We start from the raw sequence: 15417 nt of genomic DNA on the forward strand, positions 1-15417 counted from the left end.
ATGCGAACTTCCGACCTGACCCTGGTATTCCAGGGCGCTTTCCGCCCCTATGTCACCCGTGACGGCGAGCACGCGCTACGCAATCTGCGCCGCACGCGGCGGGCGCTGCCGGGCGCATGCGTGATACTGTCGACCTGGGAGGATGCCGAGCTGCCGCGCGACCTGCCGGTGGACGTGGTTGTGCGCAGCGCCGATCCGGGTCCCCTGGCGCCGTTGAAGCTGCACGACGGCAAGGTCAACAACGTCAACCGCCAACTGGTGTCGACGCTGGCCGGTATGGCCGCCGTCAGCACGCCGTACGCGGCCAAGTTGCGCACCGACTGCTGGCTGGAACACGCCGGCTTTCTCGACTTCCACGCCGAGCAGCGCGGGCGCGAGCGCGAGCGCGTATTGGCCTGTTCGTTCTTCACGCTCGATCCGACGGTGTTCGAGCGCTTGCCGTTCCACCTGAGCGATTGGTTCCAGTTCGGCCCCATCGATGCGTTGCGCCGTTACTGGTCGGCGCCGCCGATGGACGCGGGGGATGGACGCCATCACGAGCTGCATCCCCACGCGCCGGGCGCAACCTACTTCGAGCGCCAGTTCCGCGCCCGGTTCGCGGTGGAGCAGCACTATTGCCTCCACTATGCGCAAGGGCTCGGCTACGGCGTTCCGGCGTATCTGAATGATGCGAACGAGACGGTATTGGCCGAGTTCCGGCGCTTTCTGGCGAGCGAAGTGATGCTGCTCGACCCGTGGCAGATCGGTCTGGTTTGCCCGCGCTATGGCTGGGTGGGCGGCTCGCTGTTCCAGAGCATGGCCAACCTGATGCATCTGGACTGGCTGGCGCTGAATCCGGACTACCTCGGCACCGGCCCGGAAGCCGACCGCTTACGGGCGGCGATCGCCGCGCGCCAGCGCCGCAAGCGGATCGCCCGGGTTGGCTTCCGCCATACCCGCCCGCTGCACGATTTCCTGTTCGACCCGCGCGGGCGCGGCGCACCGTTGCGGCGCGCGGCCAACCGCGTGCTGCGGATGGTCTGATGGCGACGCCTGGGCACATCGCCGCAGTGGTCGTCACGCGGGACCGGCCGGCCTTGCTCGAGCTGGCGTTGCAGGCGCTGCGCTCGCAGACCCGTCCGCCCGAGCGCGTCATCGTCGTCGACAACGCCAGCGGGGCCGCAACGGTCGATCTGCTCGGCGCGCTGGCGGCCGGCGACGACACACTGGAAGTGCTGCGCTGCGAGCGCAACCTCGGCGGCGCCGGCGGTTTCGCGCTTGGGTTGCAACACGCCTGCGCGGCCGGCTTCGATTGGGTCTGGTTGCAGGACGATGATGCGGTGGCGCGGCCGGACGCCTTGCGCGGGCTGGAACGGGCGCTGCCTGCGCTGGAGCCGGACGCGGGCGCCGTGTGCGGTAAGGTGGTCGAGTTCGGCGAGCCGGCATTGCAGCACCGGCGCCGCTTCGGCGCCTGGACCGGGCTCGAGCGTGCGTTGCCTGCGGCGGTCTACGACGGCGGCCGGGAAGCGATGCGTATCGACACCGCATCGTTTGTCGGCATGCTGGTGGCGGCGCGGGCGGTGGCGCGCGCCGGCCTGCCGGAATCGGCGCTGTTCCTGGCCTACGACGACACCGATTATTCGCTGCGGCTGCGGCGCGCCGGCTTTTCGCTGTGGCTGGCGCCGGCAAGCGTCGTCGATCACCTGCGCCAGCCGGAAGGCCGGCTGCGCGCCGGCGGGTTCGGGCGGCGCCACTATCTCAATGTCCGCAATCGCATCGTGGTGGCGCGCGATCATGCCCGACTGCCGCTGCTGCCGGGACTGGCGGCCGGCGGCGTCGGCCTCGGCATGTTGCTGGTATGCGGCGGCTGGCGCAGCGCTGCTGCCTGGCGCTGGCTGGGTCGGGCTTTGCGCGATGGATATCTGCGTCGATTGGGCGCCGGCCCGGCGGCCTGAGGCGTGCCGCCGGGCGCCGGCACGGTGGCAGGTGCGCCGGCAAGGCAATAGCCGATCAACAAGAACACCAGCAGCGCATAGAACAGGCTGCCCTTGACGGACCAGAAGATGACCTCCGTCAAGCCGAAGCACAGGTAGGATAGCACCAGCAGCAGTCCGGCCAGCGCTGGCGCGCGCACGTTGGGCGCCGCGCTTGCCGTCGTGCCAGGTCGCGCGCGCAGGCGTTCGGCGAAAAACCACAGCGGCGCGGCCATCGTGCCGGCCCAGGCCAGCAGGCCGGCAAAGCCACGGCTGGCCAGCGCTTGCAGCGCATCGTTGTGCAAGTGGGGCGGCGGCGCCAGCGTGAAGACGGCGGGACTGAGCTGGCGCGCAACCACCATCCGCCGCAGCGCTTGCACGTAATCGTCGTCGGACAGTCCGGTCCAGGGATGATCGGCGGCGATGCGCAGCCCGGCGCGCCACAGGTCCAGGCGCAAGCCGAGCGGTGTGGCCGGTTGTCCGGCGAAATACAGGCGCAGGTCGCTTCCGCCCAGCGCCAGGCGTTCCCGCACACCGGTTTGCGGTAACAGCCACAGCGTGCTGGCCACGGCGAGGGTCAGCGCGGCGAGCTTGAGCACCGCGCGCAGCCGGCGGCGATCCTGGTAGCCGATCAATAATTGCACAGGCAGCGCCAACACCAGCACCAGCCAGCTGCCACGGCTGCCGCTGAGCAGCGCGGCCAGTACGCCGGCCGCCGCGCCGCAGATGGTCAGCAAGGTGCCCGGTGAAGTGGCCCGAATGTTGGCTAATAAAGTCGCCGGTGAAGAAACCGGTGAAGAAACCGGTGAAGTGGCCAAGTCTGTCGTCGGCTGTCGGCGCGAGGAGGACGGCGCCGCGCGCGCCGTGCCTGCCCCGATCAGGCATAGCAGCGCCAGGCAGGCCGACAGGTCGCCAAAGGTGATCGGGTTCATCAGGCCGCCCGCGCGCGGCCAGCCGAGCCCCCAGCGCTGCCAGACGGCGAACGCGGCGGCACCTATCGCGCCGACCGCCGCGCCGTGCCACAACGATGCCAGCGGGGGGCGCGCCAGTAACACCAGCGTGGTGGCCGCCGCTGCAAGTAGCATGCGCACTGGTTTCTCGAGTGCGCCGAAGTGGGCATCGGCCCGCGCGGCCAGAAAGCCGGCATGCAGCAGCGCGTTGACCAGGAAAGCCAGCAGGACCCAGTGTGTCGTCCGGTCGGCCCATTGTAGCTGCCATGCTGCGACGGACCTGCGGCCGGCGCAGGCCAACAACGCGATACTTAATAAGCCCCATGCGCCCAAGCCGAAACCTGTGACCAGGCTCGTCGCGGGAAGCAGGAACACCGCAATGCAGGCCGAGACCCGCCAGGCTGCGGAGCAGGGCGATAGGGACGCTATTTGCATCGTCCCAGCTTAGCCAGCGTCCCGTTGGCGAGCTTGCGAAATGTCAAACGGGCGCCCCGCAGGCCGGCGCGCTGTCGCTTTTGCGCTTAGTCCAGCCGCTTCAGGCGCTGTCCATGGATGCCCCATTTAAGGGCTTCGCCGTCGACGGTGCCGCATAGTGCCCAGCCGGTGCCGATCTTTTCGACGCCGATTTCGCACTCCAGCTCCTTGGCCAGCTTCTCGGCCCAGCCGCGTGCGGCGCCCTGGCCTTTGAACAGCTCGTTGCCTTCGTAAATCACGGTGGCGTCGAAGACGGGGGCGGCGAAGATGGTCATGACGGGGCTCTGTTGAAATCTGAAAGCGTGATTGTGCACCAAATTGCGCTGTTCCGGCGCAATCGGCCGTGTACGCGTACTGCGGCTCGTGCAGGGCCGACGGCGTTGCGCTCATCCGTCGTACGTCATTCGACGTATTCCCCGACACCCCGCCGCTGGCTAAAGTTGCAATATTAGTTCAACAATAGTCCAACCAAGGGGAAACACGATGCGTCTGAAACGGGGAAGCCGGCAAGTGCTGCTGGCGGCGGTGGCGGTAGTGGCGGCAGCGGCGGTCAAACCGGCCTGCGCCGGCGCGACGATCAACATGGGCGACGACAAGTCGGTCAGCGTCGGCTTCGGCCTGCGCGAGAGCTTCACCAGCGCGGAAGACGCGGCGCCCAACGGCAGCGGGCGCTCGCAGGACTTCAACCTCGATAGCGGCCGCCTGTACTTCGGCGCCTCGCTCAACAAGAACATCAAGGGCATGTTCAACACCGAATGGGACGGCGACAAGATCCGCGTGCTCGACGCCGCCGGCCAGTTCGCCATCTCGCCGGAGCTTAATATCTGGGCCGGCCGCCTGCTGTCGCCGAGCGACCGCGCCAACATGGCCGGGCCATACTACTCGATGGGCGGCGGCTACTGGGCCGGCGTGGCCTCGCGCTACGGCTACAACGGCGGTATCTTCCGCGGCCGCGACGACGGCGTTGTCGTCTGGGGCAATGTCGCCGACGGCAAGCTCGGTTACTCCTTCGGCGCCTTCGAGGGGCATACCTTCGGCATCGGTTCGCTGACGCAGTCGCAGGCCAAGGCGGCCGGCGTCAAAGCCGACGATTCGCTGATGTACGCGGGCCGCCTGCAGTACGACTTCTGGGACGCGGAGCCGGGCTACTACGGCACCGGCAACTACCTCGGCAACGCCGACATCCTGTCGATCGGCGTGGCGGGCCGCTATCAGAAGGACGGCATCCTGACCGTCGCCAGGAACGGCAAATACAGCTCCTACAACGTCGACTTCCTGATGGAGAAGCGCATCAAGGGCTCCGGCGCGGTGGCGGTGGAAGCGGCCTACTACGACTACGACACCGACAACATCATCCTGGCGGAGCAGGGCAACGCGTATTCGGCCGGCGTGTCCTATATCTTCGACCAGAAGCTCGGCTGGGGCAAGCTGCAGCCGTTCGCGCGCTGGCAGAAATTCGCCGCCGATACCAACATCGATACGAAGCAGATCGACGCCGGCGTGAACTACATCATCGACGGCTACAACGCGCAAATCAGCGCCGTGTACTCGAAGACCAAGGTCACCAGCGTCGCCAGCCAGGACAAGTTCTCGCTCACTTTGCAGCTGCAATACTAATCTCGCCACCCACGGAGCTATCACATGCAAAATCGTCGCAATTTCATCGGCACCATCAGCCGCATCGCCGCCGCTACCTCCCTGCTGGCCGCCGGTGCGACCTTATCCACCTCGGCTTACGCCGCCGACACCATCAAGGTCGGCATCCTGCACTCGCTGTCCGGCACCATGGCCATCTCCGAGACGTCGCTCAAGGACGTCGCCTTGATGACCATCGACGAGATCAACGCCAAGGGCGGCGTGATGGGCAAGAAACTCGAGGCGGTGGTGGTCGATCCGGCCTCCAACTGGCCGCTGTTCGCCGAAAAGGCGCGCGGCCTGATCGCCCAGGACAAGGTGTCGGCCGTCTTCGGTTGCTGGACGTCGGTATCGCGCAAATCGGTGCTGCCGGTGTTCAAAGAGTTAAATAGCCTGTTGTTCTACCCGGTGCAGTACGAGGGCGAGGAACTGGAAAAGAACGTGTTCTACACCGGCGCGGCGCCGAACCAGCAAGCGATTCCCGCAGTCGAATATTTGATGAGCAAGGACGGCGGCGGCGCCAAGCGCTTCGTGCTGCTGGGGACCGACTACGTTTATCCACGCACCACCAACAAGATCCTGCGCGCTTTCCTGAAAAGCAAAGGCGTGAAGGATAGCGACATCGACGAGGTGTACACCCCGTTCGGCCACTCCGACTACCAGACCATCGTCGCCAACATCAAGAAGTTCTCGGCGGGCGGCAAGACGGCCGTGATCTCGACCATCAACGGCGACTCCAACGTGCCGTTCTACAAAGAGCTGGGCAACGCGGGCCTGAAGGCGACCGACGTGCCGGTGGTGGCGTTCTCGGTGGGCGAAGAGGAACTGCGCGGCGTCGACACCAAGCCGTTGCTGGGCCACCTGGCGGCATGGAACTACTTCGAGTCGGTGAAAAATCCGGTCAATACGGACTTCATCAAAAAGTGGAAGGCCTATGCCGTCGCCAAGAAGCTGCCGAACGCGAAAACCGTGGTGACCAACGATCCGATGGAGGCGACCTACGTCGGCATCCACATGTGGGCGCAGGCGGTGGAGAAGGCCAAGTCGACCGACACCGACAAGGTGATCGCGGCGATGGGCGGCCAGACCTTCAAGGCGCCGTCGGGCTTCACCTTGACGATGGACGCGACCAATCACCACCTGCACAAGCCGGTCTTCATCGGCGAGATCCGCGCGGACGGCCAGTTCAACGTCGTGTGGAAAACCCCTGGTCCGGTGCGCGCGCAGCCTTGGAGCCCGTACATCCAGGGTAACGAAAGCAAGCAAAAGCTGTAAGTGGGAGCCGGCCGCCGTCCGGCGGCCGGCCGGCTTCAATTGAGGAACATGTATCTTGAAAAAATTCCTGCTTATCGCCGCTTTGCTGCTCGCCGGCGCGGCACAGGCGGCCATCGATAGCGCCTTGCTGGCGCCATTGACCGGCGACGATGCCGACGCCCGCATCGCGGCGGTCGGCCGGATCGGCGCGTTGGCCAATGACGACGCCACCCGCCTGCTGATGGCGATGAAAAACGGCGATGCCTATGCGACGCCGGAAGGCCAGGTGTTGATCGTCACCGACGACAAGGCCTACAACCCCGCCACCGGCGCCACCGGGCCGCTGCCCGAGGGGATCGATGGCCTGATGATTAACAACCGGCTGCGCGGCGCCATCGACGACGCGCTGTCGGCGCTCAAACTGCTTTCTCCCGACCGCAACGAACGCCTGGCGGCCGTCACCGAACTGCAAAAAAGCGTGACCCTGGCGCAGGCGCCACTGATCGACAAGGCGCTGGCCAAAGAAACCGACGCCGACATCCGCCCCTTGCTGCAACTGGTCGCGGCCACCGCCAACCTGCAATCGCCGAACGCCGCCAAGCGCAAGGCTGCGGTGGAGGCGCTGGCAGACAGCAGCAACGCCAACCTGCGGCCTGCCTTGCAAACCATGCTGACTAAAAATGCGGATGGCACGCCGGTCGAGCCGGATGAGGGCGTGCGTGTCGCCGCCGCGCGCACCCTGGCAGCGATCGACAGCCGCCTGGCGCGCACCGAATTTGTCGGCAACGTTTTCTACGGGATTTCGCTCGGCAGCGTGCTGCTGCTGACGGCTTTGGGCCTCGCCATCACCTTTGGCCTGATGGGCATCATCAATATGGCGCACGGCGAGCTGCTGATGATCGGCGCCTATACCACCTACCTGTGCCAGACGGCCTTCCGCCACTACTTTCCGTCGGCGGTGGACGCCTATCTGATCGCCGCGCTGCCGGCCGCCTTCCTGGTGACGGCTGCGGTGGGCGTGGCGATGGAGCGCACGGTGATCCGCTGGCTGTATGGCCGTCCGCTGGAAACGCTGCTCGCCACCTGGGGTATCAGCCTGATACTGATGCAAGGCGTGCGCACCATTTTCGGCGCGCAAAACGTCGAAGTGGCCAATCCGTCGTGGATGTCCGGCGGCGTGACGGTGCTCGGCAACCTGGTGCTGGCGTACAACCGCATCGCCATCATCGTCTTCGCGATGATCGTGGTGGCGGGCGTTTGGCTGATCCTGAACAAAACGCGACTGGGCTTGTTCGTGCGCGCCGTGATGCAGAACCGCCGCATGGCCGGCTGCGTGGGCGTCTCCACCGCCAAGATCGACATGATGACCTTCGGCCTTGGATCCGGCATCGCCGGCCTGGGAGGCGTGGCGCTGTCGCAGCTCGGTAACGTGGGACCGGACCTGGGCCAGGGCTATATCGTCGATTCGTTCATGGTCGTGGTGCTGGGTGGCGTTGGCCAGCTGGCCGGCACCATCATCGCCGCGATCGGCCTCGGTGAGGCGAATAAATTCCTGGAACCGGTGGCCGGCGCGGTGCTGGCCAAGATCGCCATCCTGATCTTCATCATCATCTTTATCCAGAAGCGGCCGCAGGGTCTGTTCGCCATGAAAGGCAGGAGTGCCGAATGATTCATAACTCTTTATTTTCGCGCAGGGCGTGGAGCGGAATCGTCGCGACCTGCGTGGCGCTGGCGGCGCTGCCGTTGCTTAACCTGGTTTTCCCCGACGGCCACGCGCTGCACGTGCCAAGCTACATGGTCAGCCTGATCGGAAAATTCATGTGCTACGCGCTGGCCGCGCTGGCGCTGGATATGGTGTGGGGCTACGCCGGCATCCTGTCGCTTGGCCATGGCGTGTTCTTCGCGCTGGGCGCCTACGCGCACGGCATGTACCTGATGCGCGCCATCGGCCGGGAAGGCGTGTATCAAAGCGATCTGCCGGACTTCATGGTCTTCCTCGACTGGAAAACCTATCCTTGGTACTGGACCGCGACCGACAGCTTCTGGTATTGCCTTGCGCTGGTGGTGCTGGTCCCCGGCGTGCTGGCCTTCGTGTTCGGCTTCTTCGCTTTCCGTTCGCGCATCAAGGGGGTGTACTTTTCGATCATCACACAGGCGATGACGTATGCCTTCATGCTGCTGTTCTTCCGTAACGACACCGGCTTTGGCGGTAACAACGGCTTCACTGACTTCAAACGCATCCTCGGGTATTCAATCAGCGCGCCCGGCACCAAGGCGACCTTATATCTGGTGACGTTGGCGGTGCTGGCCGGCTCGCTGCTGCTGTGTCGCGCGATCGTGCAATCGAAGCTGGGAAGGGTGCTGCAGGCGGTGCGCGATTCGGAGTCGCGCCTGATGTTCATCGGGTACAACCCGCTGTGGTTCAAATTGTTCGTCTGGACCCTGTCGGCGGTGCTGTGCGGGATAGCCGGCGCCTTGTATGTGCCGCAGGTGGGCATCATCAACCCGTCGGAGATGTCGCCGGCGAATTCGATCGAGATGGTGATCTGGGCTGCCGTCGGCGGGCGCGGAACACTGATCGGTCCTATCATCGGCGCGTTCTCGGTCAATGGGTTGAAAAGCTGGTTCACCGGCGCCTTCCCGGACCTGTGGCTGTTCGCGCTGGGGTTGATATTCATTTTAGTGACGCGCTATCTGCCGCAGGGTATCGCCGGTCTGGCGGCGCGTTGGGGCAAAGGCAAGGAGGAAGCGGCATGAGCGGAAACGAGAGCTATGACCGCGTAGCAGTCGCCGGTCTGGATACGACGCACGGCGCGATCCTGTACCTGGAGGAGATCACGGTGTCGTTCGACGGCTTCCGGGCGTTGAATAAACTGAGCCTGGATATTTCGGTCGGCGAGCTTCGGTGCATCATCGGGCCTAACGGCGCCGGCAAGACCACCATGATGGACGTCATCACCGGCAAGACGCGGCCGACGTCCGGCACCGCCTACTTCGGCCAGACCATGGATTTGAGCCGCATGACGGAATACGAGATCGCCCACGCAGGCATCGGCCGCAAGTTCCAGCGTCCGACCATCTTCGAGCAGCACACGGTGTTCGAGAATCTGGAACTGGCGATGAAGACCGACAAGCGGGTGCGGCCAACCTTGTTCGCGCGGCTGAACTCCGAGCAGCGCGGCAAGATCGACGAGATCCTCAAGTTGATACGCCTGAACGGCAGCGAGGCGCGGCTGGCCGGCCTGCTGTCGCACGGCCAGAAGCAGTGGCTGGAGATCGGCATGCTGCTGATGCAGGAACCGCAGCTGATTTTGCTCGACGAGCCGGTGGCCGGCATGTCGGACGCCGAGACGGCGCGCACGGCGGAACTGCTGAACGAATTGCGCGGCAAGCATTCGATCATGGTGGTCGAGCATGACATGGCGTTCGTGACGGAGATCGCGCAGCAGGGCGTGGTGACGGTGCTGCACGAGGGCTCGGTGCTGGCGCAGGGAACAATGGCGCAGGTGCAGTCCGACGAGCGGGTGATCGAAGTCTATCTGGGACGCTGAAGAATATGCTGCAAGTTGAAAAAATAAATCAATACTACGGGTCCTCGCATACCTTGCGGGGCGTGTCGCTGGAGCTGGAGCGCGGCAAGTGCATGGCGCTGTTGGGCCGCAACGGCGTGGGCAAGACCACGCTGTTGAAGTGCCTGATGGGCGTGTTGCCGGTGTCGGCCGGCAGCGTGAAGCTGGAGGGACGCGACATCACGCGCATGGCGCCACACCAGCGGGCGCGCGCCGGCATCGCCTATGTACCGCAGGGTCGCGAGATTTTCGCGCGCCTGACGGTGGAGGAGAACCTGCTGATGGGGCTTGCCACGCATAGCGGCAAGAAGGCCGGCACCATCAAGGGCGAGGTGTACGAGTTGTTCCCGGTGTTGAAAGACATGCTGCACCGGCGCGGCGGCGATTTGTCGGGCGGTCAGCAGCAGCAGTTGGCGATCGCCCGCGCGTTGTTGGCGGAACCTAAGTTGATCATTCTCGACGAGCCGACGGAAGGCATCCAGCCGTCGATCATCAAGGACATCGGCAACGTGATCCGGCTGCTGCGCCAGCGCGGCGACATGGCGATCCTGCTGTGCGAGCAGTATTTCGATTTCGCGCACGAGCTGGCGGACCAGTTCATGGTGCTGTCGCGCGGCGAGGTTGTGGCTTCCGGCGCACAGGCGACGATGAACGACCCGGAAGTCAAACGCCACCTCGCCGTGTAGAACGGCATTTTCCAGCTATTGGGACAGCAAATACGCGGCCATATCGCGCGCATCCGATTCTGTGACATCCATCGCAGGCATCGCCGTCTGCGGATTGATCTTCTGTGGATCGCGTATCCACTGCGCCAGGTTGGCCGCACTGTTGGGCAGGTGCCCGGCGATGTACTTGCGCGCCGCCAGGTCCTTGAGCGGCGGGCCGACAAAGGTGTCCGGCCCGGTCACGCCGGGAATCACATGGCAGGCGTTGCACGCATACTGACTTAGCGCCAATCGTCCGCGCATGGCGTTCGACACCGCGCGTTCCGGCCGTGGCGCACGCGACTGCTCGCCGGCCTGCTTGGTGATTGCGGCATAGGCCTGCGGCGACAGCTCCGGCAGCGCCACCAGAAAACCCACCACCGCCCACAAATCCTCGTCTGCCAGATGGAACTCCCACGCCGGCATGCCGCTCATCTTGATGCCGTGACGAGTGATCCAATACAGCTCATTCGGACGCCAACGGCGCGAGGCGTCCGCCAGCGGACCTGGCACCGGCTGCATGCTCTTGCCGATGTCGTCCTGCGCGACACCCGGCGCGCCATGGCAAGCCACGCAATTATCGCGATACAGCCCCGCCCCGCGCAGCAGCGCTGGCGACGACGCCACGCCGGTTGCCGGCAGCGCTTTGGCCTGCGCCACATAAGCCGGCGTTTGCACGTCCCGCGCGTAATGACGCACCGATTCGCGCATGCCCTGTTCAAGCACCGTGTGCACCAGCTGGAAGTGCAGCTTGGTCGAGGAGATATCGTAGTAGCCGCCGAAAAAAACCACCGCGCCGACGATGGCGCCCAACGTTCCAAGCGTCGCCAAGGTGGCGGCGACAGTGATCAAAACGAGTCGTCGGCGGTGCATCGTCATCGTTCGAGCCCTTCGCCGAGCGGGCCGACAACGCCGCGCCGGCTGGTGTTCTGTTGAAAATAGCGAAATGATATGTTTCTTGTATTATAGCCATTCGATAGGCTCGAGCAGGTTCCAATCGTGCGCATCCTTCCCCTCTACCTACTGGCCCTGGCGTCATTGTTGGCCGCTTGCGACTCCGGCGAGCAGGCGCGTTCGCCCGTGCCTGGCGGTGACGCGGGGCGCGGCAAGCTGCTGCTGGCACAGTACCAATGCGGGTCGTGCCACCAGATTCCCGACGTGGCGGCCGCACGCGGCACGCTTGGCCCGGCGCTCGAGAGCTATGGCCGGCGCAGTTACATCGCCGGTCAGATTCCCAATCGCCCCGACGCGCTGGCGCGCTGGATCGTCGACCCGGCGTCCATGAAGCCCGGCACCGCGATGCCGGCCATGGGCGTGTCGGCTGCCGACGCCCGCCACATGGCGGCCTACCTCTACGCGCTGCCATGAGTGCAGGCATGAGCGCAAGCATAAGCAAAACCTCGTGGCTGCAATCGGCGCTGCATCCGGCCGGGCCGGATGCCGCCGTCATCGCGCAACTGACCTGGGTGTTGTTCATTGGCGGCACGCTGCTGTTCATCGGTGTGATGGTCCTGTGTGCGATGAGCCTGCGCGGCGCACGTCCGGTGCGCCCGATGGTCTCAATCGTCGGCGGGGGCGTGCTGCTGCCGCTGGTGCTGCTGTCTGCGTTGCTGGTGTTCGGCACCTGGCGCAGCGCCCAATTGAGCAAGCCGACGTCCCAGCATGCGATCAAGATATCGTTGATCGCGCGCATGTGGTGGTGGGAGGTGCGCTACGCCGATCCCGCCGGCGGCCAGGATATCGTGCTTGCCAACGAGATCCGCGTGCCGCTTGGTCAACCGGTGTATCTGGGCCTGAGCAGCGCCGACGTGATACACAGCTTTTGGGTGCCCGCGCTGGCGGGCAAGGTGGATATGGTTCCTGGCCGGGTGCACGGCATGACCTTGCAGGCTGACCGCGCCGGCGTGTATCGCGCGCAGTGCGCCGAATACTGCGGCGAGCAGCACGCGCGCATGGCCTTGCACGTGGTGGCGCAGTCGCCGGCCGAATTCTCGGCCTGGCTGGCGGCGCAGGCGCGGCCGGCGGCAGCTGCGGCGGAGGGCGGCGAGGTCGAACGCGGCCGCCGAGCCTTTGAAGACCAGCGCTGCGCGGCCTGCCATACGATACGTACCGGCGCGAAGGCTGCCGACGGCGGCACCGCATTAGGCCCGGATCTGACGCATATCGGCAGCCGGCTGTATCTGGGAGCGGGCACCTTGCGCAACGGGCAGGGCGCGCTGGCGGCATGGATCGCCGATCCGCACGTTGCCAAGCCGGGCGTGCGCATGCCCGCCAGCGCCGATATGGACGGCGCGACCTTGCGGGCGCTGGCCGCTTACCTGGAGCAGCTCAAATGACGGCGGTACGCGATCTTCCGAGCTCCCTGCCACGTCCGGAGGGAGAACTCGAACAACTCGAACGGGTCTGGCGCACGCCGCGCGGGCCGGCCTTCCTCACATCGGTCAACAACACCAGTATCGGCCTGCTGTACATTGGCACAGCGCTGCTGTTTTTCATCCTGGCCGGCATCCTGGGGCTGATGATCAGGGCCCAGCTGGCGGTGCCGGAGAACGCACTGCTCAGCGCCGGCACCTATAACCAGGTGTTCACCATGCACGGCACGGTGATGATGTTCCTGTTCGCCATTCCCGTGGTCGAGGCGATCGCCGTGTTCCTGTTACCCGGCATGCTGGGCGCGCGCGACTTGCCGTTCCCCCGCTTGTCCGCTTACGCCTTCTGGGCGTACGCGGTGGGCGGCATCGGCTTTTTCTTCAGCCTTTTTTGGGGGCTGGCCCCGGACGGCGGTTGGTTCATGTACCCGCCGCTGACGGGCAAAGAGTATTCGCCGGGCCTGAACGCCGATTTCTGGCTGCTTGGCATAGGCTTCATCGAAATCTCGGCGATCGCCGGCGCCATCGAACTGATTGTCGGTATCCTTTTTACGCGCGCGCCGGGCATGACCCTGGGCCGCATGCCGGTGTATGCCTGGGCCATGCTGGTGGTGGCCGTGATGATCGTCTTCGCCTTCCCGGCGGTGATCGCCGGCACCACCTTGCTGGAACTGGAGCGTGCCTACGACTGGCCTTTCTTCATTCCCGCGCGCGGCGGCGATCCGCTACTGTGGCAGCACCTGTTCTGGTTCTTCGGCCACCCCGAGGTGTATATTATCTTCCTGCCGGCGGCCGGCATGGTGTCGACGATGATCCCGGCGCTGGCCGGCACGCCGCTGGTGGGGCACCGCTCGATCGTCGCCGCGCTGGTGGCGGTGGGCTTCTTCAGTTTCGCGCTGTGGGCGCACCATATGTTCACGGCGGGCCTCGGGCTGCTTGAAACGAGTCTGGTGTCGGCGGCCAGCATGGCGGTGGCGATACCCACCGGCGTGCAGGTGTTCGCGTGGATCGCCACGCTGTGGCGCGGGCAGGTGCGCATCAACGCGCCGACCTTGTTCCTGCTCGGTTTCATGTTCATCTTTGTGCTGGGCGGGCTGACGGGCGTCATGGTGGCGGTGCTGCCGTTCGACTGGCAGGTGCACGACACCTACTTCATCGTCGCCCACCTGCACTATGTGCTGATCGGCGGCCTGGTGTTCCCGATGTTCGCGGCGCTGTATTACTGGATGCCGCTGGTGAACGGCCATCGCATGTCGGAGCCGACCGCGCGCTGGGTGTTCGGGTTGATGTTCGGCGGGATGAACCTGGCGTTCTTCCCGATGCATATCACCGGTTTGCTCGGCATGCCTCGCCGGGTCTACACATACTCGCCCGAGATGGGCTGGGACCTCCTGAACCTTTTATCCAGCATCGGCGCCTTCGCCCTCGCGCTGGGCGTGCTGGTGTTCATCGTCGATGCTGTCCGCACCTTGCGCCTGCCGGAGCGCGAGCATGGCAATCCGTGGCGCGCGTCCACGCTCGAATGGCTGCCAGCGGAGGACTACGCCACTCGCAGCATTCCGCAGGTGGAGTCGCGCGAGCCGTTGTGGGACAGGCCGCAACTGGCGCGGGAGGTGGAAGAGGGCGCGCACTGGCTGCCCGGCACCGCGACCGGGCGGCGCGAGTCCATCGTCACCAGCCCGGTGGCCGCGCGCCCGCTGTATCTGCTGGTGCTCCCGGGTGACAGCTGGTGGCCGTTCGCCGCCGCAGTCGGCACGGCCGGCTTCTTCCTGCTGCTGACGATCAAAATGACCTTGGTCGCGTGGGTCTGCGGCATCGTGGCAGTGGCCTCGGTGCTGGCGTGGATGTGGCAGTCGGACACGCCGCCGGTGCAGCGCACGGCCAAGGTCTCCGACGACGTGTCGTTGCCGGTCGGCGTCACCGGCACGGCCTCGCATTCGTGGTGGGGAACGGTCATCATGCTGGTGGTGAACGGCACCATCTTCGCCGCCTTCCTGTTCGCCCATATCCACATATCGATGCGGCTGGAGGTATGCCCGCCGCCGGGCAGCCGCCTGCCCGAACCGTTTTGGCCGCTGCTGTCGTGTGGTTTGCTGCTGGCCGGGTCGCTGCTGATCGAATGGACCCGGCGCACCTGCGCCGTCGTGCCGGACAAGGCGGGCAAGGCGCCACGCCGGGGACAGGGCTGGCAGCGGCTGGCGATCGCACTGGCATTGGCGTGCATGCTTGGCTCCTTCGGACTCGATCTGCGCGGCCAGGCGCTGGCGGGTCTGGATCCGACCGCCCACGCCTGGGGCGCGACGGTGGCGGCGATGCTGGCCTATCAGGGCCTGCACGCGGTGCTGCTGTTCATCCTGGCGGGTTATCTGTTGGTCCGTTCCTGGACCGGCAGGCTGACGCCGCCCGCCCGCGCGACCCTCGACAACTGTGCGCTGGTGTGGCACTACGCCACGCTGCAAGGCGTCGTCATCGCGGCGGCGGTGCAGTGGCTGCCCAAACTGATGGGATGA

13 protein-coding genes and 1 pseudogene are annotated in these 15417 nt (G+C 65.6%); 11 read left to right on the forward strand and 3 right to left on the reverse strand.

The genetic code is table 11. The features are described 5' to 3' along the window. Together ACZ0BA_RS05865 and ACZ0BA_RS05870 are read left to right on the forward strand one after the other, a co-directional pair. Window positions 1-1023, forward strand: a complete 1023-nt coding sequence (locus tag ACZ0BA_RS05865) for a WavE lipopolysaccharide synthesis family protein (protein ID WP_463450390.1) — start codon at window positions 1-3, stop codon at window positions 1021-1023. Further along, window positions 1023-1934 carry a glycosyltransferase gene (locus ACZ0BA_RS05870; RefSeq protein WP_463450391.1) on the forward strand — a complete coding sequence of 304 codons (912 nt, stop codon included), beginning with the start codon at window positions 1023-1025 and terminating at the stop codon, window positions 1932-1934. Before ACZ0BA_RS05865 ends, ACZ0BA_RS05870 begins: the two co-directional genes overlap by 1 nt. Before the next feature lie 272 nt (window positions 1935-2206). Here ACZ0BA_RS05870 and ACZ0BA_RS05875 read toward each other — a convergent pair. Continuing rightward, window positions 2207-3337: pseudogene (locus ACZ0BA_RS05875) on the reverse strand (O-antigen ligase family protein); the annotation flags it as partial. Between the two features lie 86 nt (window positions 3338-3423). Next, window positions 3424-3651, reverse strand: a complete 228-nt coding sequence (locus tag ACZ0BA_RS05880) for a hypothetical protein (RefSeq protein WP_463450392.1) — start codon at window positions 3649-3651, stop codon at window positions 3424-3426. Between the two features lie 208 nt (window positions 3652-3859). On the opposite strand from ACZ0BA_RS05880, the gene ACZ0BA_RS05885 reads away from it, so the two are divergent. Genes ACZ0BA_RS05885 through urtE form a run of 6 tightly spaced genes read left to right on the forward strand, consistent with a single transcriptional unit; the run spans window position 3860 to window position 10520 of the window. Continuing rightward, window positions 3860-4993, forward strand: a complete 1134-nt coding sequence (locus ACZ0BA_RS05885) for a porin (RefSeq protein ID WP_463450393.1) — start codon at window positions 3860-3862, stop codon at window positions 4991-4993. Between the two features lie 24 nt (window positions 4994-5017). After that, complete coding sequence (gene urtA, locus ACZ0BA_RS05890; RefSeq protein ID WP_463450394.1) at window positions 5018-6286, forward strand: urea ABC transporter substrate-binding protein; 1269 nt, start codon at window positions 5018-5020, stop codon at window positions 6284-6286. A 55-nt stretch (window positions 6287-6341) separates the two neighbouring features. Next, window positions 6342-7934: an urea ABC transporter permease subunit UrtB gene (urtB, locus tag ACZ0BA_RS05895; RefSeq protein ID WP_463450395.1), complete on the forward strand. Its 1593-nt coding sequence runs from the start codon at window positions 6342-6344 to the stop codon at window positions 7932-7934. After that, the gene (gene urtC / locus ACZ0BA_RS05900) at window positions 7931-9022 is read left to right on the forward strand and encodes an urea ABC transporter permease subunit UrtC (protein ID WP_463450396.1); all 1092 of its coding nucleotides are present in this window, start codon (window positions 7931-7933) and stop codon (window positions 9020-9022) included. Before urtB ends, urtC begins: the two co-directional genes overlap by 4 nt. Further along, window positions 9019-9816: an urea ABC transporter ATP-binding protein UrtD gene (gene urtD / locus ACZ0BA_RS05905; RefSeq protein ID WP_463450397.1), complete on the forward strand. Its 798-nt coding sequence runs from the start codon at window positions 9019-9021 to the stop codon at window positions 9814-9816. Before urtC ends, urtD begins: the two co-directional genes overlap by 4 nt. 5 nt (window positions 9817-9821) lie before the next feature. Then, window positions 9822-10520: an urea ABC transporter ATP-binding subunit UrtE gene (gene urtE / locus ACZ0BA_RS05910; protein WP_463450398.1), complete on the forward strand. Its 699-nt coding sequence runs from the start codon at window positions 9822-9824 to the stop codon at window positions 10518-10520. Window positions 10521-10535: 15 nt separating this feature from the next. Here the strand turns inward: urtE and ACZ0BA_RS05915 are convergent, their stop codons facing one another. Then, window positions 10536-11390: a c-type cytochrome gene (locus ACZ0BA_RS05915; protein WP_463450399.1), complete on the reverse strand. Its 855-nt coding sequence runs from the start codon at window positions 11388-11390 to the stop codon at window positions 10536-10538. A 147-nt stretch (window positions 11391-11537) separates the two neighbouring features. Here ACZ0BA_RS05915 and ACZ0BA_RS05920 point away from each other — a divergent pair, with 147 nt between their 5' ends. The 3 genes from ACZ0BA_RS05920 to ctaD are packed head-to-tail and all read left to right on the forward strand — an operon-like array spanning window position 11538 to window position 15417. Continuing rightward, entirely contained in the window at window positions 11538-11906 is a 369-nt protein-coding gene (locus tag ACZ0BA_RS05920) for a c-type cytochrome (protein ID WP_463450400.1), read from the forward strand. Between the two features lie 8 nt (window positions 11907-11914). Then, entirely contained in the window at window positions 11915-12874 is a 960-nt protein-coding gene (locus ACZ0BA_RS05925) for a cytochrome c oxidase subunit II (RefSeq protein ID WP_463450401.1), read from the forward strand. Then, window positions 12871-15417 (forward strand): cytochrome c oxidase subunit I, encoded by a 2547-nt coding sequence (gene ctaD, locus ACZ0BA_RS05930; protein ID WP_463450402.1) that lies wholly within the window; start codon window positions 12871-12873, stop codon window positions 15415-15417. The genes ACZ0BA_RS05925 and ctaD overlap by 4 nt, the downstream gene beginning before the upstream one ends.

The organism is Duganella sp. AC917 (genome assembly GCF_979258245.1).

What these genes read in the sequence shown, in the direction of transcription:
- ACZ0BA_RS05865 (WP_463450390.1), top strand. Translation starts at nt 1, where the DNA reads ATGCGAACTTCCGACCTGACCCTGGTATTCCAGGGCGCTTTCCGCCCC.
- ACZ0BA_RS05870 (WP_463450391.1), top strand. Translation starts at nt 1,023, where the DNA reads ATGGCGACGCCTGGGCACATCGCCGCAGTGGTCGTCACGCGGGACCGG.
- ACZ0BA_RS05880 (WP_463450392.1), bottom strand. Translation starts at nt 3,651, where the DNA reads ATGACCATCTTCGCCGCCCCCGTCTTCGACGCCACCGTGATTTACGAA.
- ACZ0BA_RS05885 (WP_463450393.1), top strand. Translation starts at nt 3,860, where the DNA reads ATGCGTCTGAAACGGGGAAGCCGGCAAGTGCTGCTGGCGGCGGTGGCG.
- urtA (WP_463450394.1), top strand. Translation starts at nt 5,018, where the DNA reads ATGCAAAATCGTCGCAATTTCATCGGCACCATCAGCCGCATCGCCGCC.
- urtC (WP_463450396.1), top strand. Translation starts at nt 7,931, where the DNA reads ATGATTCATAACTCTTTATTTTCGCGCAGGGCGTGGAGCGGAATCGTC.
- urtD (WP_463450397.1), top strand. Translation starts at nt 9,019, where the DNA reads ATGAGCGGAAACGAGAGCTATGACCGCGTAGCAGTCGCCGGTCTGGAT.
- urtE (WP_463450398.1), top strand. Translation starts at nt 9,822, where the DNA reads ATGCTGCAAGTTGAAAAAATAAATCAATACTACGGGTCCTCGCATACC.
- ACZ0BA_RS05925 (WP_463450401.1), top strand. Translation starts at nt 11,915, where the DNA reads ATGAGCGCAAGCATAAGCAAAACCTCGTGGCTGCAATCGGCGCTGCAT.
- ctaD (WP_463450402.1), top strand. Translation starts at nt 12,871, where the DNA reads ATGACGGCGGTACGCGATCTTCCGAGCTCCCTGCCACGTCCGGAGGGA.